Consider the following 19,605-nt stretch of genomic DNA (forward strand, 5'->3'; position numbering starts at 1 on the left):
GCCGTCTCGTCGTGGCCTTGAAGCCGGCCCATGCGCCTTTCCGACTTCGACTTTCACCTTCCCGACGACAGCATCGCCCTGCGCCCGGCCGAACCGCGCGACAGCGCGCGCTTTCTCGTCGTGCGCCCAGGGCAGGCTCTTCAGGACCGTATCGTCCGCGACCTGCCCGATTTTCTGCGCCCCGGCGATGCTTTGGTGTTCAACGACACCCGGGTGATCCCCGCCCGCCTTTCGGGCCTGCGCGAGGGCCGCACGACCGGCGGGGCCGACGGCACGCCCGTCGCCGTCGAGGCGACGCTGCATCGCCGTATCGCCCCCGATCGCTGGAGCGCCTTCATGCGCCCGGGCAAGCGGCTGAAGGCCGGCGACCGCGTCGCCTTCGCCGCCGAGGGCTCGGTCGCCTGCGAGGCCGAACGGCTGGACGCCACCGTCGTCGAGAAGCACGAGGGCGGGGAGGTGGTGCTGGCCTTCGACCTGTCGGGTCCCGACCTGGACATCGGCATCGCCCGGCATGGGATGATGCCGCTGCCGCCCTATATCGCCGCCAAGCGCGCCGAGGACGACCGCGACCGCGCCGACTACCAGACCGTCTACGCCCGCGAGGACGGCTCGGTGGCCGCGCCGACGGCCGGGCTGCACTTCACGCCGGACCTCCTGGAAGCGTTGAAGGCCAAGGGCGTGTCCCTGCATTTCGTCACCCTGCACGTAGGGGCGGGCACCTTCCTGCCGGTGAAGACCGACGAGGTTTCCGAGCACAGGATGCACGCCGAGTTCGGCGAGGTCTCGGCGCAGACCGCAGATGCGTTGAACGCCGTGCACGCCGCCGGCGGCCGCATCGCCTGCGTCGGCACCACCAGCTTGCGCCTGATCGAGAGCGCCACGGGCGAGGATGGCGTGGTGCGTCCGTTCGCCGACGAGACCGCGATCTTCATAACGCCCGGCTATCGCTTCCGCGCGGTCGACGTGCTGATGACCAATTTCCACCTGCCCAAGTCGACCCTGTTCATGCTGGTCAGCGCCTTCGCCGGCCGCAAGGCGATGCGCGATGCCTACGAGCACGCCATATCGACGGGCTACCGCTTCTATTCCTATGGCGACGGCTCGCTGCTGTTCCGCGCCGAAACCGAGACCGTCTAGATGGCCGCCTTCCCCTTCGAGATCAAAGCCACCGACGGCAAGGCCCGCACGGGCGTGCTGAAGACCCCGCGCGGCGACATCCGCACGCCGGCCTTCATGCCGGTGGGCACGGCCGGTACGGTCAAGGCCCTGACGGTCGACCAGGTCAAGGACACCGGCGCCGACATCATCCTGGGCAACACCTATCACCTGATGCTGCGGCCGAGCGCCGAGCGGGTGAAGCGCCTGGGCGGGCTGCACAGGTTCATGCGCTGGGACAAGCCGATCCTGACCGACAGCGGCGGCTTCCAGGTGATGAGCCTGTCGGGGATCAGCAAGGTCACCGAAGAGGCCGTGACCTTCGCCAGCCACATCGACGGGACCAAGCACGTGCTTTCCCCCGAGCGGTCGATGGAGATCCAGGCCGATTTGCTGGGCTCCGACATCGTCATGCAGCTGGACGAGTGCGTGGCCTGGCCGGCCGAGGAGAAGCGGGCGCGCGAGGGCATGGAGCTGTCGGCGCGCTGGGGCCTGCGCTCCAAGACCGCCTTCGGCACGCGCGATACGCAGGCTCTGTTCGGCATCCAGCAGGGCTCGACCTTCGAGAACCTGCGCAAGGAGTCGTCGGAGCGCCTGCAGGAGATCGGCTTCGACGGCTACGCCATCGGCGGCCTCGCCGTGGGCGAGGGGCACGAGGCCATGTGCGAGGTGCTGGACTACGCGCCGGGCCTCTTGCCGGCCGACAAGCCGCGCTACCTGATGGGCGTGGGCAAGCCGATCGATCTCGTGGAGGCCGTCTGGCGCGGCGTCGATATGTTCGACTGCGTGCTGCCCACCCGTTCGGGCCGTCACGGCCAGGCCTGGACCTGGGACGGGGCGATCAACATCAAGAACGCCCGCTTCGCCGAGGACGAGAGCCCGCTGGACCCCACCAGCGACTGCCCGGCCAGCCGCGACTATTCCAAGGCCTATCTGCGCCACCTGTTCAAGGCCGAGGAGATCCTGGGGCAGGTGCTGCTGTCCTGGCACAACATCGCCTTCTTCCAGGCCCTGACGGCGGCCATGCGGGCGGCCATCCAAGAGGGGCGGTTCGAGCAGTTCCGCCGGGAGTTCGCCGCGCGGCAGAAGGGCGGGTAGGGGGGCGAGGTTGATGCTCAAGGAACCTCCCCCTGTGGGGGAGACGATCGCGTAGCGATCGGAGGGGGGAGTTGGTGATGACTTTCCGGCGCCCTCGAAAGCTGAAAACGTCCCCCCACCGGCCTTCGGCCGCCTCCCCCAGAGGGGGAGGTTAGTTCCTCCACATGCTCCCCCTGGAGGGGGAGCTGTCGCGGAGCGACTGAGGGGGAAGGGGCTTCTGTGGCGGAGGGAGCACTGATCTCATCAGTCACTTCCCCCTCCGGCCCTTCGGGCCACCTCCCCCTTCAGGGGGAGGATCTTGGGCGCGCGACTTCCGCCTCTCGCGCGATTGCGCAGAGCTTATGGAGAGGGCGCGGGGCGTCCGGGCCTCGCCCGGATGTGTTTGTTCTAAGTACCGTTTCGACGAAGCTTGAACGCCCCGCGCGATCGTTTGTCCTCAGGCCGGGGCGCGCGGGCCTCTTCCGCCCTGTGCCCCTTCCCCATGCAGTGCGCCCCGTTTCTTGACAGCCAGGCGTGCATGGCGGCGCGAACCCTTGGGCGGGCGGAAGGCTAAGTCGGCAGCCTTCCGATGGATGGGTTTACGTCCCCCATCCTCATTTAAGCCTTCGGGCTCGGCTCTCGCCGCTCCTTCAGCCCCGCTCGATCGCATCCACGTCGCCGCTTCGGGCCGGATCCTTGCGCCCTCTCCCTGCGACGGGACAGCTTTGATTATGCATCGGGTTTAAGCGCGTCTGATCCAGGCGCATGAGAAAGTTGCAAGCGGTTGAGATCGTTGGGGTTCATCCGCTGAACGCAGAGGATCCACGCTGCTCTATCCCCGTAACTGAGAACCTCCCCCTGTGGGGGAGGCGATCGCGCAGCGATCGGTGGGGGGAGTGGTAGCGGGATCGGCCAATTCCGCGAAAGCTGAAAACGCCCCCCACCGGCCTTCGGCCGCCTCCCCCACGGGGGGAGGTTCAAAACAAAAAGGCCGCCTGGATCGCTCCAGGCGGCCTTTCCGCATTCAGGACCCTAGAGGGTTCAGAACGTCCAGCGGACGCCGGTCGACAGGACCGTGGCGTGGCCGGTGGCCAGGCCGTTCAGGGTGACCGACGAGCCGGTCGCCGTGGCGTCGGTGCGGTGGATCTCGGAATCGTCGAACGAGATGTAGGTCGCGGCGATGTCGAGGTTCAGGTTCGGCTTGGCGGCCCAGGTGGCGCCGACGGCGTAGAGCATGCGGTCGCCGTCCGGAACGCGGGCGGTGCGGCCTTCGTCCGGGGTCGGGGTCGGGTCCTTCTGGACGCCGCCGCGCAGGGTCAGGCGCGGGGTCAGCTGGTGATCCACGCCGAGGGCCACGGTGGTGATGTCCTTGTAGTTCTGCTCGCTGACCGAACCGCCGCCGGCGAAGGTGACGCGGATGGCGTCGAACTCGCTCCAGCCCACGCGGCTGACCTGGGCGTTCAGGGTGGTCTTGGGGGTCACGGCCCAGCGGGCGCCGACGTTGGCCATCCACGGGGTGGTGATGGTGGCTTCACCGGCGATGGTGCGGTTGGAGGCGGTCGGCAGCGGGGCCAGGATGCCCGAGACGGCCACGTCGCCCTTCAGGGTGTGCTCGGTCTTCGAACGGTAGCTGGCGCCGAAGGTCAGGGCCGGAGTGGCGTGGAACTGGGCGCCCACGGTCCAGCCGTAGCCCCAGCCGTCGCCGGTCAGTTCCTGGCGGCCGTCGGCTTGCAGCGGCGAGGCGTTCGGCAGGGCGTTCGACAGTTCGGCGTCGGCGTAGACGCCGCTGATGCCCACGCCCAGGTCGAGCTTGTCGTTGACGCGGTAGGCCAGGGTGGCCTGCAGGTCGGCCGTGGTCAGGCGCGACTTGATGGCGTCGTAGCGAGCCCAGCTGTTGGCCTCGTACTCGGTGGTGAAGTTGTAGGGGGCGGCCATCGAGACGCCGAGAACGATCTTGTCGTTCAGGCGCCAGGCGCCGGCGAAGTTCGGGACGACACCGTCGTTGATGACGTCGGTGGCCGTGCCCACGCCGCCGACGCCGGTGGTGACCGGGACCGGACGGGTGATGGTGGAGCCCTTGTCGGTGACCTTGGAGTTCACCAGAACGGCGTGCAGGCCGCCGTAGACTTCGGCGTGCTCCACGCCGGCGATGGCGGCGGGGTTCCACCACAGGCTGGCGGCGCCGCTGTCGGCGACTTCGCCCGAATAGGCGCGGCCGGCGCCGCGGGACGATTGTTCCTGCAGGTAGAAGCCCGAGGCGGAGGCTTGCGAAGCGGCGGCGAGGGCGGCGAGCGCGGCGCCGGCGGCGAGGACTTTACGCGAGAGAGCCATGTGACTGACAGACCTTCTTGGGGAGGTTAGGTCCAACCAACACCTTGCGATGCTGGAGGTTGCCGCCGGCTCTAACGCATCTTTTCAAAAACCGTTGCTATTTATTCGCGTAACGGTGAATTTTGTTCTCGGCGTCAAAGAAAGAGCGCCATTTTGGCCTCTATTCATTCGCCGTTATGTCAAAACAAGCGCCTTCCCTTAGGTAAAGACTTGTATTCGCCGCAATTACCGTAGGTGCAGTTTTTTGCAATTTACGTCAAATGCGGCGATCGCGGGCGCGGATGTTCCAGCGCCCGCGATCTTCTGGATCAACCGCCGGCCAGCTTGCGGAAGAACTTCTGGCCCTGTTCGCCGCCGTTGAAATAGGCCTGCTGGCCTGGCTCGGCGGTGATCGCCTCCCAGCTGTCGCGGACCTCTTCGGCCGACAGCCCGCCCTCGCCCAGATAGACGCCCTCGGTCTCGAAGATGCGCGCCAGGGCGAAGACGCCGGCCCCGGCGGTCAGGATCGCGCCGGTGGGGGCGTCTTCCGACACCAGGTAGACGACGCCCGGGGTGACGTATTCGGGGTTCAGCTTGGCCAGGATCTCGGGCGGCATCAGGCCCTCGGTCATGCGGGTGGCCGCGACCGGGCTGATGGCGTTGATCTTGACGTTGTTCTTGGCGCCTTCGAGCTTCAGCGTGTTCATCAGGCCCAGCACCGCCATCTTGGCCGCGCCGTAGTTGGACTGGCCGAAGTTGCCGTACATGCCCGAGGACGAGGTGGTGACGACGATGCGGCCGTAGTTCTGGGTCTTCATGATGTCCCACACGGCCTTGATCGGCTTGAAGGTGCCGAAGACGTGCACCTGCATGACCGCCTCGAAGTCGGCCAGCTCCATCTTGCTCAGGGTCTTGTCGCGCAGGATGCCGGCGTTGGCGACGAGGATGTCGATGCGGCCCCACGTCTCCATGGTCGTCTTGACGAGGTCGGCGACGCCGGCGTCGTCGGTCACCGAGGCGCCGTGGGCGATCGCCTGGCCGCCGAAGGCCTCGATCTCGGCCACCACGGCCTTGGCGGCGTCGGACGAGTCGCCCGAGCCGTCGACGCTGCCGCCCAGGTCGTTGACCACCACCCTGGCGCCGCGACGGGCCAGTTCCAGGGCGTGCTGGCGTCCAAGCCCGCCGCCCGCGCCCGTGACGATGGCCACCTGACCGTCGAAGCGAATGTCGTCCGCCATGCCCTAAGTCTCCCTCAAACGCGTGTTTGGTTTGACGCGTTTGTGCGACCGCGAAGAGGGAGCGTCAAGGGCGGGGGAGGCGGCTTATGGAAGCGCGATCAGGTCTTGGCCGGATCGGGGGCCTGCGGGCCGCTGCGCTTGGCGCCGGCGGTCTGGCCCGGCTTCATGAACTTCACCAGCACGCGCTGGCCGATCAGGAAGGGGGTCTCGTCGGCGCTGACCACCACCTCGACCACCCGGGCGTCGGTGCGCTCGGAAGGATCGTCGGACTGCAGCTTGCGGGCCCCGAACACGGCGGCGCGGCGCAGGACCTTGCCGGTGTAGGTCTTCTTCTGGTCGGCCTCGGGGATGATCTCGACCGGCTGGCCGATGGCCACGAAGGGGATGGCCGACTCGCTGATCTCGGCGCGGACGATGCGGGCCGTGGCCGGCTCCAGGTCGAACATCGAGGTGACGTTCAGGGTCGAGGCGCCCGAGCCGGGGTTGGCGTAGCGGCGGGCGATACGTCCGTCGGCCGGCGCGCGGATCACCGTCAGTTCCTGGTTGTAGCGGGCCTGGTTCAGCTGGGCGGCGAAGGTGGCCACCAGGGCGCGCTGGGCGTCGAGCTCGGCGTCGGCGCCGGCGATGGCGTCGCGGGCCTGGTCGAGGCGCTGGCCGGCCACGAAGTTCGAGGCGGTCAGGCCCTGCAGGCGGGCGTATTCGCGCTGGGCCGTCGTCTTGCGGACCTCGAGCACGCGGATCTGGGCCCTGGCCTGGGCCAGGTTGGCGGCGGCGGTCTCGGCGGCCAGGCGGACGTCGTCGTCCTCCTGCTTGGCCAGGGCCTGGCCCTTCTTCACGATGTCGCCTTCCTGGACATAGACCTCGCTGACGATGCCCTGGCGGCGGGCGGCGACCGAGATCATGCCGCCCTCGACGTCGGCCTTGCCGTCGGCGACGGCGCCGTAGGGGGTGGCGGGCGTGGCGGCGGCCACCTTGGCGGCCTCGACCTTCTTGGCCTTGGCCTGGCTCTGCATCCAGAGCCCTCCGCCGAGGATGGCGAGGGCGCCGACGGAGATCAGCCAGAAGCGGCGACGACGGAACAGGGCGGGCATCTCAGGCTCCGATGAGAGGACGGTCGGCCGCGGCGGGCGCGGGCTGCGACGTGACGCGGCGGTCGTCGAGGATGCGGCCGTCCTCGATGTGGATGACGCGGTCGGCGAAGGATTCCATGCGGTGGTCGTGGGTCACGCAGATCACGGCCGCCCCATGCTCCTTGGCCGCCCGCTGCAGAAGGCGGGTGACGATCTGGCCGTTCTCGCCGTCGAGGGCCGAGGTCGGCTCGTCGGCGAACAGCAGGCGGGGCTGCTTGGCGAGAGCCCGGGCGATGGCCACGCGCTGCTTCTCGCCGCCGGACAGCTCGGACGGGCGCTGGTTGACGCGATGGCCCAGGCCCACCTCGTCGAGCGAGACCATGGCCATGCGCCTGGCCTCGGCGACGTCGTAGCCCTGGTACTTCAGCACGGTGGTGACCTGCTGCAGGGCGGTGAGGGCGGGGAACAGGTTGAAGCCTTGGAAGATGAAGCCGCAGTTGTCGAGGCGGAACTTGTCGATCCGCCCGGAGGGCAGCGACCACAGGTCCTGATCCATGGCCTTGACCCGGCCCCCGTCGGGCCGCAGCAGGCCCGACAGGCAGGCGACCAGCGTCGACTTGCCCGAGCCCGACGGACCCATGACCATGGTCACGTCGCCGTGCAGGGCGTCGAAGTCGACGGATTTGAGCACCTCGATATAGGTGCGGCCGGTCTTGAAGCGCTTGACCAGGCCCTTGGCGACGATCGCCGTCTTGCCCGGAACGAGTGGGGAGGGGGATTGGCTCATCGCAGCAGATCCGCCGGCTGGCTCTTCTTGAGGATGCCCAGGGCCAGCAGGCCCGAGACGATGGCGATCAGCATCAGGAAGCCGGCCGAGGCGATCACCATCGGCAGCGGGAAGCTCATCGGCAGGCCGTTCATCTTGGCCAGCTGCGAGACGAGGCCGACCAGGACGGCGGTGGCGAAAAGGCCGGCGACGCCGGTCCAGAAGCCCAGCTCGATGACGATCATCCGCAGCGAGCCCATCGACACGCCGAGCGCCCGCAGGGAGGCGAACTCCTTGATGTTGGCCAGGATCGCGCCGCGCAGGGTCTGGGAGGTGATGCCCACGCCGATCAGCAGGCCCAGGAACACCGAGAAGCCCAGCATGATGCCGATGAAGCTCTCCTTCATCATCGCGCCGTCATTGGCTTCCGACAGCTCGGCACGGGTCCAGGCGCGATAGGCGTTGTCGGACGTAGCGTTCAGCTGGTCGCGGACGATCTCGGCGCGGGCCGGATCCTTGATGCGCACCATCAGCGGGCCGACGCGGCTGCCGGTCGAGGCCTGGCCCAGCAGGCGCAGGGTGTCGCGCGACACCACGACGGTCGGCTGCATCATGTTGGGATAGCCGTCGAGGATGTAGCGGATGTAGACGGTCTTGCCGTTGATGCTGGCGCGGTCGCCCAGCTTCTGGATGCCGAGCTTGGCCATGCCCGTGCGGTCGATCGCGACCGAGTAGGGCTCCAGAAGCGCCACGCGGATGTTTTCGTTGTAGTCGCGCGGCCAGGTGACCGCGTCGCTGCGGGTGTCGACCGCCGAGGTCTGGATCCACTCGCGCACGCGCTTCTTGCCGGGGGGCGGGTCGTTGCTCCACATGCCGCCGCCGCCGTCGAGATCGGCGACCTCGACCACTTCGGGGTGCATGTACATCTGGGCCATGACCCGGCGCGGCAGGCCGTTGCCGCCGTTCATCAGGCTTTCGGCCTTGGGGCCCAGCACCATGATGTCGGCCGGCGAGCGGTCGATGGTGGCGGTGAAGGCCTTGCCGATGCCGGTGAACATGCCGACCTGGGCCAGCACCAGCAGGCCCGAGAAGGCCAGGGCGATGATCGCCGCCAGGTATCGCCGCCATTCGTACAACAGTGTGGCCAACGCCAGCGACATGCCGACACGCTCCCCCAATCAACGGTTGCACAAGAACAGCCCCAACCCGTCCAGGCCAAGTTAAATCGGGGTAAGACGGAACTCTTCGACGGAATGTGATTGGAGCGCACGTTTCTTGCGTCGAGCAGTCGACGGGCGAAACAAGGATGGCGAAACAGGGGTGGCTCTGGCTGCGAGGCTTGGCTATGGCTGTTACATTGTACGCCACGACGGCGCTGCGCCGTGCAAGGACGACTCATGAAGACTCTGACGCTGGCCGCCTCGGCCCTGGTTCTCTCGTTCGCGGCCGCCGGCGCGGCCCAGGCCGACGAGGGCATGTGGACCTTCGACAACTTCCCTTCGGCCAAGGTCAAGCAGACCTACGGCGTCGATATCGACCAGAAGTGGCTGGACACCGTGCGCGCCTCGGCCGTGCGCCTGACGACGGGTTGCTCGGCCTCGGTGGTTTCCAAGCAGGGTCTGGTGCTGACCAACAACCACTGCGTGGCCGACTGCACCCAGGCGCTGTCGAGCGAAGGCAAGGACTACGTCAAGGACGGCTTCCTGACCGGCGCGCGCGAAGAGGAACTGAAGTGCGCGGGCATGCAGGCCGAGGTGCTGCTGTCGATCACCGACGTCACCGACCAGGTGAAGGCCGCAGGCGCGGGCAAGACCGGCCAGGACTTCGTCAAGGCGCGCGACGCCTCGTTCGCCACCGCCGAGCTGGCCGCCTGCGGCCAGGACAAGACCCTGCGCTGCCAGACCATCAGCTTCTACCGCGGCGGCCAGTACAAGGTTTACAAGTATCGCCGCTATGCCGACGTGCGCCTGGTGTTCGCGCCGGAGTACGCCACGGCCTTCTTCGGCGGCGATCCGGACAACTTCAACTTCCCGCGCTTCAACCTCGATAGCGCCTTCCTGCGCCTGTACGAGGACGGCAAGCCGGCCAGCACGCCCAACCACCTGGTCTGGCGGGCTACTGCCCCGGCCGAGGGCGAGCCGACCTTCGTGGCCGGCAACCCTGGCACCACCCAGCGCCAGCTGACCGTCTCGCAACTGGAGACCAACCGCGACCTGATCATCCCGGTCGGCCAGCTGCAGCGCTCGGAGATGCGCGGCCGGCTGATCCAGTTCGGCGAACAGTCCGAAGAGAACAAGCGCATCGCCAACCAGCCGCTGGCGGGCATCGAGAACAGCTACAAGGTGTTCTTCGGCCAGCAGTTCGTGCTGAGCGACAAGAAGTTCATGGACGCCAAGCGCGCGGCCGAGACCGACCTGAAGGCCAAGATCGCCGCCGACCCGAAGCTGGCCGCCGAGATCGGCGATCCGTGGAGCGAGATCGACAAGGCCCAGGTCGCCCTGGCCGATCAGTTCGTGCCCATGCGCCAGCTGGAGACGGCGGCCGGCGGCGGTTCGGACCTCTACGGCTACGCCCGCACCCTGGTGCGCGGCGCCCAGGAACGCGCCAGGCCGGCGACCGACCGCCTGCCGGAATACGGCGACACCCGCCTGCCGCTGGTGGAAAAGCGTCTGCTGGACATCCGGCCGGTCGACGCTCCGCTGGAGCGCATCTATCTCGAACACTGGCTGCTGAAGACCCGCGAATACCTGACCGCCGACGCCCCGGCCGTGAAGCTGCTGCTGGGCAAGGAAAGCCCGGAGGGCCTGTCGGCCCGCCTGGTCGCCGGCAGCAAGCTGGCCGATCCGGCCGTGCGCAAGGCGCTGTGGGACGGGGGTCTTGCCGCCGTCCACGCCTCGGACGACCCGATGATCCAGTTCGTGCTGAAGACCGAAGGCGCAGGCCGCGAGGCGCGCAAGGCCTATGAGGCCAGCGTGACGGCGCCGACCGACGCGGCCGCCGAGCGCATCGCCAAGGCTCGCTTCGCGGTGCTGGGCGACAGCGTCTATCCGGACGCGACGTTCTCCCTGCGCCTGTCGTACGGCAAGGTCGCCGGCTGGACCCATCGCGGCCGCACGATCACGCCTTTCACCGACTTCGCCGGCTTCTACGACCGCGTCACCGGCGCCGAGCCCTTCGAGGCCGCCCCGCGCTGGATCGCCGCCAAGGACAAGCTGAACCCCAAGACGGTCTACGACTACGTCACCACCAACGACATCATCGGCGGCAATTCCGGCTCGCCGGTGATCGACGCCAAGGGCCGGGTGATCGGTGCGGCCTTCGATGGCAACATCCACTCGCTGGGCGGCGCCTTCGGCTATGACGGCGCGATCAACCGCACCGTCGTGGTCTCGACGGCGGCGATCACCGAGGCCCTGACAAAGGTCTACGGCCGCGACGCGCTGGTGAAGGAACTGGCCGGGAAGTGATCTTGATCTCTCTCCTCTGAGGGAGAGCGGATCTGGAACGAACGCCGCGACAGCCGACTGGCTGTCGCGGCGTTTTTCGTTTGGGCGGTGGGGAACACGCCCCTCCGTAAAATCCCCGCTTTCGCGGGGATTTTACGGGGAAGGGAGCCCGTGGGGGCAAAGCCCCATTTCAGCGCCGTAACCTGCCGAAATGTGGAATGTTTTTCGCTCGAACCGGAGCGCGCCCAGGGCAAGGGCGCGCGTAGCGTCCGCGCCTTGAGGCGCATCACCGGTTCCAGGAGACATCGCCTTGAGCGTTTCCAGCCTGAGCAGCACCTCGATCATGCAGCAATTGCTGCAGTCGATGCGCGGCTCCCAGACGACGTCGGCGGCCAGCGCCGCGTCGTCCTCCAGCGGCGCGGCCGCTGGGCAACAAATGCAGGTCGGCAGCGGCGAGCCGCCGCCGCCGCCCCCGCCGCCGATGAGCTCGCAGGGCTCCAGCGGCGAGAATTTCAGCTCTGAAACCCTCGGCTCGCTGCTTTCCATGCAGGAAGGCGGCGTGCAGGGCATGGGCGGCCAGACGGGCGGCGGGCAGGGGATCTTCGAGAGCCTCGACACCGATGCGGACGGCGCGCTGTCGACCGACGAGCTGACCGCGGCCCTGACCAATGCGCTGGGCGAGTCGGACGACGTGTCTTCGGCCGTGAGCAGCCTGATCTCCGACGGCGACAGCGATGGCGACGGCGTGCTGACCGGCGGCGAGTTCGCCGCGCTGGCCCAGGCGTCGGGCGGCCCGGGTGGCATGGGCGGCCCACCGCCCGGACCTCCGCCGTCGGGCGGTGGTGAAGGCGGCGGCGGCACTGGCGGGGGCGGCGGCGTGAGCCAGGTGTTCGACAGCCTCGACACCAACCAGAACGGCACGGTCTCGGCCGCCGAACTGGCCGCGGCCGACACCGACAGCGCCGATGCGGCCAGCGCCGCCTCCGACCTGATCTCGGCGGCGGATGCGGACGGCGACGGGAGCCTGTCGGGCCAGGAGTTCGCGGAGCTGCTGAAGCAGGCCTCGGATAGCTCGGGCAGCGTCTCGACCCTGGCCAGCACGCTGTCGAGCGCGTCGCTGGCGTCCGACATGATGCAGAAGCTGCTGCAGCAACTGGCCGATGCGGCCACCAGCAGCGCCGCCAGCGGGGAGGGCGTCAGCTCGGCCTCGTCGGTGAGCATCGCGGCCTGAACCAAGGCAAGCCCTCCCCCTTGATGGGGGAGGGTTGGGTGGGGGTGGTGCGGCCTTGCCGGCCGAACCGCAGCATCGCCCCCATCCCCGACCCTTCCCCATCCGCCAACGGGAAGGGAGAGTGACCTGGCTTCGACCCAGGATTGTTCGCCAAGCAGGCGCCGGCCCCCGCGACGCCGAAGCTCACGCAAGCCGCTTGCGCCGGGCGCGCTTGTGTTGGACAAACTGGCCCCTTGGTCGGCGTCGCGGGGGCGTCGCTTCACAATTCAAGGTTCCGCTCTTGCTCTTCCGTCCCGAGAACGTTCAGGCCCTGGCGGGTCTGGCGCTCACCCTGGGCCTTTGCTGGCTCGTCTCCGAAAACCGCAAGCGCTTCCCGTGGGTGCTGGCCATCGGCGCCCTGATCATCCAGGTCGGCCTGGTGGTTCTGCTGTTCGGCCTGCCGCAGGCCCAGCAGATGCTGCGCGGCGTCAACGGCGCGGTCGAGGGCCTGGGCGCCTCGACCCAGGCCGGCACGGCGTTCGTGTTCGGCTTCCTGGCCGGCGGCGACCAGCCTTATCCGGTCAGCAATCCGGGCGCGGGCTTCATTTTCGCCTTCCGCGTGATGCCGGTGATCCTGGTGGTCTGCGCCCTGTCGGCGCTGCTGTGGCACTGGAAGATCCTGAAGTGGGCCGCTCAAGGCTTCGGCTTCGTGTTCCAGAAGACGCTGGGCCTGCGCGGTCCGCCGGCCCTGGCCACCGCCGCCACCATCTTCATGGGCCAGATCGAAGGCCCGATCTTCATCCGCGCCTATCTCGACAAGCTGTCGCGCTCGGAACTCTTCATGCTGATCACGGTCGGCATGGCCTGCGTGTCCGGCTCGACCATGGTGGCCTACGCCACCATCCTGGCCGACGTGCTGCCCAACGCCGCGGCCCACGTGCTGACCGCCTCGATCATCTCGGCCCCGGCCGGCGTGCTGCTGGCCCGCATCGTGGTGCCGTCGGACCCGCTGGAAAAGGGCGGCGACCTGGACCTGGCCGCCGAGGACAAGACCTACGGCAGCTCGATCGACGCCGTGATGAAGGGCACCACCGACGGCCTGCAGATCGCGCTGAACGTCGGCGCCACCCTGATCGTGTTCGTGGCGCTCGCCACCATGCTCGACAAGTTCCTGGCCATGCTGCCGGCGATCGGCGGCCAGCCGCTTAGCCTTACGCGCGGCCTGGGCGTGATCTTCTCGCCGCTGGCCTGGTCGATGGGGATTCCCTGGAAGGAAGCCGGCAGCGCCGGCGGCCTGCTGGGCACCAAGCTGATCCTCACCGAGTTCACCGCCTTCATCCAGATGGCCAAGACCGGCGCGGCCAGCCTGGACGAGCGTTCGCGGATGATCATGACCTACGCGCTGTGCGGCTTCGCCAACATCGGCTCGGTGGGCATGAACGTCGCCGGCTTCTCGGTGCTGGTGCCCCAGCGCCGCCAGGAAGTGCTGAGCCTGGTGTGGAAGGCGATGATGGCCGGTTTCCTGGCCACCTGCCTGACCGGCTCGCTGATCGGCCTGATGCCCCGGGTGCTGTTCGGGCTTTAAGACCGTTGCCTCCGTCCCTCCCTTCCCCCTTGATGGGGGAAGGGCCGGGGATGGGGGTGACCGCGGCGTGTCCGAGAAAACACCAAAGCCGACGCACGCCCCCGGCGCCGTCGGCCGCGCCCGCCGCCTTCGGCGGGACATGACCGCCAGCGAGCGGACTCTCTGGAAAGCGCTTCGAGCGCTCGATCTCCACATTCGCCGCCAAGCGCCGATCGGCCGCTACGTGGCCGACTTCGCGCATCACGGAGCGCGCCTCGTCATCGAGGTCGACAGCGGCTGGCATGATCTTCCCGAACAGCAACGGCACGACGCCGAACGCGACGTCTGGCTGGCGAGCCAGGGCTACCGCGTGATGCGCATCCGTGACTCCGAGGCGTTCGGCCGGCCCGAAGAGGTCGCCGAACGGATCGCGCTGGAAGTACGTCGCGCGGACGTCTGACGCTACGTCACCCCCATCCCAACCCTTCCCCCATCAAGGGGGAAGGGCTCTTATGGCGACGGGAGGACGAAAAGAATGAAGCTCTATGACAGCCGGCGTGCGCCCAATCCCCGGCGGGTGCGGTGGTTCATGGCCGAGAAGGGGATCGAGGACGTCGAGATCGTCGAGATCGACATCTTCGCCGGCCAGCACCGCGCGCCCGACTACAGGGCCAGGGCCGGCCTGCCCAACGTGCCCGCCCTGGAGATGGACGACGGGACCACGATCACCGAGTCGGTGGCCATCTGCCGCTACCTCGAAAGCGTCTATCCCGAGCCCAACCTGTTCGGCGTCGATCCGCGCGAGGTGGCGATCATCGAGATGTGGGCCAGGCGGGCCGAGATGCTGGTGGCCACGCCGCTGATGCTGACCGTGCGCCACAGCCATCCGGCCCTGGCGGCGATCGAGACCCAGATCCCGGAAGTGGCCGCCAGCAACCGCGCCGCCGCCGAAAGGGGGATCAGGGTGCTGGACCGCCGGCTGGCCGAAAGCGCGTTCATCGCCGGCGACCGGGTGACCATCGCCGACATCCTGGCCGTGACCGGGATCGACTTCGCCCGGATGGCGCGCTTCAGGCCCGATCCCGAGCTGGCGAACGTGAAGCGCTGGCTGGAGGCGATGAAGGCGCGGCCGGCGGCGAAGGCGGGAGTCTGAAGCGAGACCGGTCGAAGTCTGGGGAGACGCGCCAGAGGGCGTATTGTCTCCTCGCTCGCGGGCGGGTACGACCTCGAAGCGCTCGGCCGTTCGGCTGCGGCGCATGTTCGAGCGCTTCAGGAAGGATGAGACCCGGTCCCGCGTCAGCGGCCGCCGGGTCGTCGAGGAAAATGGCCGACGCACCGACCGCCGACCAGACCGCCTCGAGCGTGGTCCGCCCGCCCGGGGCCATCGTCCTGGCCCGTCACGGCGAGCCGGCCCTTTCGCGCAAGGTGCGTTTCGACGCCAGGACCTACGGCGACTGGTGGGCGCGCTACGAGGAGGGCGGCCTGCTGCCCGGCCAGACCCCGCCGGACTGCCTGCTGGAGATCGCCAGGCGTTCGGAAGTGATCGTTTCCTCGACCCGCCTTCGTTCGATCGAGACCGCCCAGGCCGTGGCCGGCGGCCGGGATTTTCCGCGCGACCCGATGTTCATCGAGGCGCCGCTGCCGCCGCCGCCGTGGCCCAGCTGGATCAAGCTGTCGCCCAAGAAATGGGGCTTCTTCGCCCGGTTCTGGTGGTGGTTCTTCGATCACCACATGGGCCAGGAAAGCCGCAAGCAGGCCGAAGCCCGCGCCGAGGCGGCCGCCGACGCGCTGATCGCCCTGTCGCAGGACGGCCGCGACGTGCTGCTGGTGGCCCACGGCTTCTTCAACGTGATGATCGGCAACGCCCTGCAGGCGCGGGGCCTGAAGAAGACGCTCGACCAGGGCTTCCAGTACTGGTGCGTCAAGCGCTTCGAGCGCGCCTGACCTTTCACAGCCGTTGCCCGCCAGCCCCTCGCCAACTAGGGTGCGAGCTTCTCCTTGGAGTAGAAATGACCGACGCCGCTTCTCCCGCGCACGACCTCTCGGCCCTGAGCTTCGAACAGGCCCTGGCCGAGCTCGAGAAGATCGTGTCCGAACTGGAATCGGGCCAGGCGCCGCTGGAGCGTTCCATCGACATCTACGAGCGCGGGGCGGCCCTGAAGGCCCACTGCGAGAAAAAGCTCGAGGCCGCGCGCCTGAAGGTCGAGAAGATCGTCCTGGGCCAGGGCGGCGCCGCGGGCGTCGAGCCGGCCGAGTTCTCCTGATGGGCCAGGCCTCGCCGAAACTGTCGCCGACGATCGCGTTCGAGGATTTCGAGCGCGTGGACATCCGAGTCGGCACGATCGTTTCGGCTGAGGCCTTTCCCGAAGCCCGCAAGCCGGCCTACAAGCTGGCGATCGATTTCGGACCGGCGTTCGGCGTAAAGCGTTCGTCGGCCCAGGTTACCCGTCACTACACGACCGACCAGCTGGTTGGTCGCCGCGTGGCGGCGGTGGTGAACTTCAAGCCGCGTCAGATCGGCCCTTTCATGTCGGAAGTCCTGTGCCTAGGCTTTCCGGATGACGAGGGCGAAGTCGTCCTCGTGACGGTGGATCGCGCGGCGCCCAATGGGGGAAAGCTGTTTTGAGCGACCTTGGCAAGCGCATCGCCCAGGCGGCCGATATCGTCACCGTGGCGCTCGACGAGCTGCTGCCCCGCGCCGATGGACCCGAAAGCCGCCTGACCGAGGCCATGCGCTATGCGGCGCTGGGCCCGGGCAAGCGCCTGCGGCCGTTCTTCGCGCTGGAAACCGGCAAGATGTTCGACCTGCCCGAGCGGCCGGTGCTGCGCGCGGCCTGCGCGCTGGAGTGCATCCACGCCTACAGCCTGGTGCATGACGACCTGCCGGCCATGGACGACGACGACATGCGACGCGGCCGTCCCACCGTGCACGTGCAGTACGACGAAGCGACCGCCATCCTGGCCGGCGATTCGCTGCAGACGGCGGCTTTCGAGATCATGGCCCACCCCGACACCCACGACGACGGCCACGTCCGCTCGGAGCTGGTGCGCAAGCTGGCCATCGCCTCGGGCGCGCGCGGCATGTGCGGCGGCCAGATGATCGACCTGCTGGGCGTTCGCGACGACCTGGGCGCGGTGGCGCGCATGCAGCGCCTGAAGACCGGCGCCCTGATCGCCTTCGCCTTCGAAATTCCGCTGATCATCGGCCGGGCCAAGGAAGCCGAGCGCGCGGCGCTGATGGGCTTCGCCCAGGACCTGGGTCTGGCCTACCAGATCGTCGACGACATTCTCGACGCCGAGGGCGACGCGGCCCTGCTGGGCAAGGCCGCCGGCAAGGACGCCGCCAAGGGCAAGGCCAACTACGTCACGCTTCTGGGCCTCGATGCGGCCAAGGAGCGGGTGGAGCTTCTCGCCGCGCAGACCAAGGCGCATCTGGATATCTTTGGGGATCGGGCCGATCATCTGCGCGAAAGCGTTGATTTCGTGCTGGACCGCCGCAACTGACCGCGCTTTCTACGAACATGCCGACGCACACGCCTCTTCTCGACTCAGTCTCCTCGCCCGCCGACACCCGCGGGCTGTCGATCGCCGAGCTCAAGCAGCTCGCCGACGAGGTGCGCGCCGAAACCATCGACGCGGTTTCCGTAACCGGCGGCCACCTGGGCGCGGGCCTGGGCGTGGTCGAGCTGACCGTGGCCCTGCATCACGTCTACGAGACGCCGCGGGACATCCTGATCTGGGACGTCGGCCACCAGGCCTATCCGCACAAAATCCTCACTGGCCGCCGCGACCGCATCAAGACGCTGCGCCAGGGCGGGGGTCTGTCGGGCTTCACCAAGCGGGCCGAGAGCGAATACGACCCGTTCGGCGCGGCCCACGCGGCCACCTCGATCTCGGCGGCGCTGGGCTTCTGCGCCGCGCGCGACGCCAAAGGCGAGGACAACGCCGTCGTCGCCGTGATCGGCGACGGCTCGCTGGGCGCGGGCATGGCCTACGAGGCGATGAACGCGGCCACCGACGCCACGCGCCAGCTGACCGTCATCCTCAACGACAACGACATGTCGATCGCCCCGCCGGTGGGCGGCATGAGCGCCTATCTGGCCAATCTCGTCTCGGGCGGCGCCTATCGCAAGGCGCGCAAGCTCGGCAAGACGGTGGTCGAGAAGCTGCCGACCCCGATCCGCGACGCGGCCCGCAAGGCCGAGGAATACGCCCGCGGCATGGTCACCGGCGGCACCTTCTTCGAGGAACTGGGCTTCCACTATGTCGGCCCGATCGACGGCCACGACATGGACGCCCTGGTCTCGGTGCTGAAGAACGCCCGGGAATTCAAGGAAAAGCCGGTCCTTGTCCACGTCGTCACCCAGAAGGGCAAGGGCTACGCCCCGGCCGAGGGCGCGGCCGACAAGCTGCACGCCGTGGCCAAGTTCGACGTGGTCACCGGCCAGCAGCAGAAGGCGGCCGCCGGCCCGCCCAGCTACACCAAGGTGTTCGCCCAGGAACTGGTCAAGCAGGCGGCCAAGGACGACAAGATCGTCGCCATCACCGCCGCCATGCCCTCGGGCACGGGCCTGGACATCTTCGAAAAGGCCTATCCGACCCGCACCTTCGACGTGGGCATCGCCGAGCAGCACGCGGTGACCTTCGCCGCGGGCCTGGCCGCCGACGGCATGAAGCCGTTCGCGGCGATCTACTCGACCTTCCTGCAGCGCGGCTACGACCAGGTGGTCCACGACGTGGCCATCCAGCGCCTGCCGGTGCGCTTCGCCATGGACCGCGCCGGCCTGGTGGGCGCCGACGGCCCGACTCACGCCGGTTCGTTCGACATCGGCTTCATGGGCGCTCTGCCCGGCATGGTGCTGATGGCGGCCGCCGACGAGCTGGAGCTGGCCCGCATGGTCGCCACCGCCGTCGAGATCGACGACCGCCCCAGCGCCTTCCGCTATCCGCGCGGCGAGGGCCTGGGCCTGGAACTGCCGGCCGGTCCGGCCGAGCCGCTGGAGATCGGCAAGGGCCGCATCGTGCGCGAGGGGACCAGCGTCGCCATCGTCTCGTTCGGCACGCGCCTTTCGGAAAGCCTGAAGGCCGCCGACCTGCTGGCCGCGCGCGGCCTGTCGGCGACGGTCTGCGACGCCCGCTTCGCCAAGCCGCTGGACCTTGACCTGCTGCTGCGCCTGGCGCGCGAGCACGAGGCCATCGTCACGGTGGAAGAGGGCGCCATGGGCGGCTTCGGCGCCTTCGTGCTGCAGGCCCTGGCCCAGCACGGCGCCCTGGATCGCGGCCTGAAGATCCGCACGCTGGGCCTGCCCGACGTGTTCCAGGACCAGGACAAGCCCGACCTGATGTACGCCGAGGCCGGCCTCGACGCCGAAGGCATCCTGCGCGGGGCGCTGTCGGCGCTGGGCATGGACAATGTCAGCGCGGCGGGGCGGCGGGCTTAGTTTTAGGACGCTGACGAAGAGCATCGAACGCCGCGACGGTCACCGTCGCGGCGTTTTGCTTTTCCGGCTCGGCCTGGATGCGGGTGATGGCTGAAACAATGTCGGTTCGCGACCCTAGTCGGACGTTCGAGCACCATCCCTTACAAGGCCGAGGGAAACGTGGTTAGCTCAATCATGAGTTTCAGATCGATCGGCTCGATAGCGCTTTGCCTGACGCTTTCGTCGTGCTGGGACGGAGGACTTAACGGCCGTCACCAGCAGTTCTCCGGCGTCTGGCTCTACGAATTCGAGGATTCAACCTTTGTCGAAGGCGCGACTGAGATACCGA

At 68.4% G+C, this 19,605-nt stretch carries 17 protein-coding genes and 1 pseudogene; 13 read left to right on the plus strand and 5 right to left on the minus strand.

The annotated features are described in order from the left end of the window. Window positions 1-30 precede the first annotated feature (30 nt). Both queA and tgt read left to right on the plus strand, forming a co-directional pair. Entirely contained in the window at window positions 31-1,137 is a 1,107-nt protein-coding gene (queA, locus tag DDF67_RS00825; RefSeq protein WP_109099082.1) for a tRNA preQ1(34) S-adenosylmethionine ribosyltransferase-isomerase QueA, read from the plus strand. Then, a complete protein-coding gene (tgt, locus tag DDF67_RS00830) occupies window positions 1,138-2,253 on the plus strand; it encodes a tRNA guanosine(34) transglycosylase Tgt (protein WP_109099083.1) in 1,116 nt (371 codons plus the stop codon). It begins immediately after the preceding gene. Between the two features lie 1,020 nt (window positions 2,254-3,273). On the opposite strand, the gene DDF67_RS00840 is transcribed toward tgt, so the two are convergent. The 5 genes from DDF67_RS00840 to DDF67_RS00860 form a co-directional block, all read right to left on the minus strand. Further along, entirely contained in the window at window positions 3,274-4,563 is a 1,290-nt protein-coding gene (locus DDF67_RS00840; RefSeq protein ID WP_109099085.1) for an outer membrane protein transport protein, read from the minus strand. 308 nt (window positions 4,564-4,871) lie between these two features. Continuing rightward, the gene (locus tag DDF67_RS00845; RefSeq protein ID WP_109099086.1) at window positions 4,872-5,780 is read right to left on the minus strand and encodes an SDR family NAD(P)-dependent oxidoreductase; all 909 of its coding nucleotides are present in this window, start codon (window positions 5,778-5,780) and stop codon (window positions 4,872-4,874) included. A 98-nt stretch (window positions 5,781-5,878) separates the two neighbouring features. After that, window positions 5,879-6,871 carry an HlyD family secretion protein gene (locus DDF67_RS00850; protein ID WP_109099087.1) on the minus strand — a complete coding sequence of 331 codons (993 nt, stop codon included), beginning with the start codon at window positions 6,869-6,871 and terminating at the stop codon, window positions 5,879-5,881. A gap of 1 nt (window position 6,872) precedes the next feature. After that, window positions 6,873-7,637: an ABC transporter ATP-binding protein gene (locus DDF67_RS00855; protein ID WP_109099088.1), complete on the minus strand. Its 765-nt coding sequence runs from the start codon at window positions 7,635-7,637 to the stop codon at window positions 6,873-6,875. Continuing rightward, the gene (locus DDF67_RS00860; protein WP_109099089.1) at window positions 7,634-8,776 is read right to left on the minus strand and encodes an ABC transporter permease; all 1,143 of its coding nucleotides are present in this window, start codon (window positions 8,774-8,776) and stop codon (window positions 7,634-7,636) included. The genes DDF67_RS00855 and DDF67_RS00860 overlap by 4 nt, the downstream gene beginning before the upstream one ends. Before the next feature lie 237 nt (window positions 8,777-9,013). On the opposite strand from DDF67_RS00860, the gene DDF67_RS00865 reads away from it, so the two are divergent. From DDF67_RS00865 to dxs, 11 genes and pseudogenes are all read left to right on the plus strand, one after another. Next, window positions 9,014-11,083 (plus strand): S46 family peptidase, encoded by a 2,070-nt coding sequence (locus tag DDF67_RS00865; RefSeq protein WP_109099090.1) that lies wholly within the window; start codon window positions 9,014-9,016, stop codon window positions 11,081-11,083. Window positions 11,084-11,372: 289 nt separating this feature from the next. Beyond that, a complete protein-coding gene (locus DDF67_RS00870; RefSeq protein WP_109099091.1) occupies window positions 11,373-12,293 on the plus strand; it encodes an EF-hand domain-containing protein in 921 nt (306 codons plus the stop codon). A 280-nt stretch (window positions 12,294-12,573) separates the two neighbouring features. Then, window positions 12,574-13,857, plus strand: coding sequence for a NupC/NupG family nucleoside CNT transporter (locus DDF67_RS00875; protein WP_101711322.1), 1,284 nt, complete (start codon window positions 12,574-12,576; stop codon window positions 13,855-13,857). A 67-nt stretch (window positions 13,858-13,924) separates the two neighbouring features. Further along, window positions 13,925-14,296 carry an endonuclease domain-containing protein gene (locus DDF67_RS00880; RefSeq protein WP_158277966.1) on the plus strand — a complete coding sequence of 124 codons (372 nt, stop codon included), beginning with the start codon at window positions 13,925-13,927 and terminating at the stop codon, window positions 14,294-14,296. A 75-nt stretch (window positions 14,297-14,371) separates the two neighbouring features. Continuing rightward, window positions 14,372-14,989 carry a glutathione S-transferase family protein gene (locus tag DDF67_RS00885; RefSeq protein ID WP_109099093.1) on the plus strand — a complete coding sequence of 206 codons (618 nt, stop codon included), beginning with the start codon at window positions 14,372-14,374 and terminating at the stop codon, window positions 14,987-14,989. Window positions 14,990-15,016: 27 nt separating this feature from the next. Continuing rightward, a pseudogene (locus DDF67_RS00890) lies at window positions 15,017-15,118 on the plus strand (histone deacetylase family protein); the annotation flags it as partial. Between the two features lie 41 nt (window positions 15,119-15,159). Beyond that, a complete protein-coding gene (locus DDF67_RS00895) occupies window positions 15,160-15,780 on the plus strand; it encodes a histidine phosphatase family protein (RefSeq protein ID WP_109099094.1) in 621 nt (206 codons plus the stop codon). Between the two features lie 65 nt (window positions 15,781-15,845). Then, window positions 15,846-16,100 carry an exodeoxyribonuclease VII small subunit gene (locus DDF67_RS00900; protein ID WP_109099095.1) on the plus strand — a complete coding sequence of 85 codons (255 nt, stop codon included), beginning with the start codon at window positions 15,846-15,848 and terminating at the stop codon, window positions 16,098-16,100. Further along, complete coding sequence (locus DDF67_RS00905) at window positions 16,100-16,462, plus strand: tRNA-binding protein (protein WP_058349197.1); 363 nt, start codon at window positions 16,100-16,102, stop codon at window positions 16,460-16,462. The genes DDF67_RS00900 and DDF67_RS00905 overlap by 1 nt, the downstream gene beginning before the upstream one ends. Further along, window positions 16,459-17,340 carry a polyprenyl synthetase family protein gene (locus DDF67_RS00910; RefSeq protein WP_058349198.1) on the plus strand — a complete coding sequence of 294 codons (882 nt, stop codon included), beginning with the start codon at window positions 16,459-16,461 and terminating at the stop codon, window positions 17,338-17,340. The genes DDF67_RS00905 and DDF67_RS00910 overlap by 4 nt, the downstream gene beginning before the upstream one ends. 17 nt (window positions 17,341-17,357) lie before the next feature. After that, the gene (gene dxs / locus DDF67_RS00915; RefSeq protein WP_109099096.1) at window positions 17,358-19,277 is read left to right on the plus strand and encodes a 1-deoxy-D-xylulose-5-phosphate synthase; all 1,920 of its coding nucleotides are present in this window, start codon (window positions 17,358-17,360) and stop codon (window positions 19,275-19,277) included. Window positions 19,278-19,605 lie beyond the last annotated feature (328 nt).

It is taken from the genome of Caulobacter endophyticus (assembly GCF_003116815.1).
In the GTDB taxonomy this organism is placed as follows: domain Bacteria; phylum Pseudomonadota; class Alphaproteobacteria; order Caulobacterales; family Caulobacteraceae; genus Caulobacter; species Caulobacter endophyticus.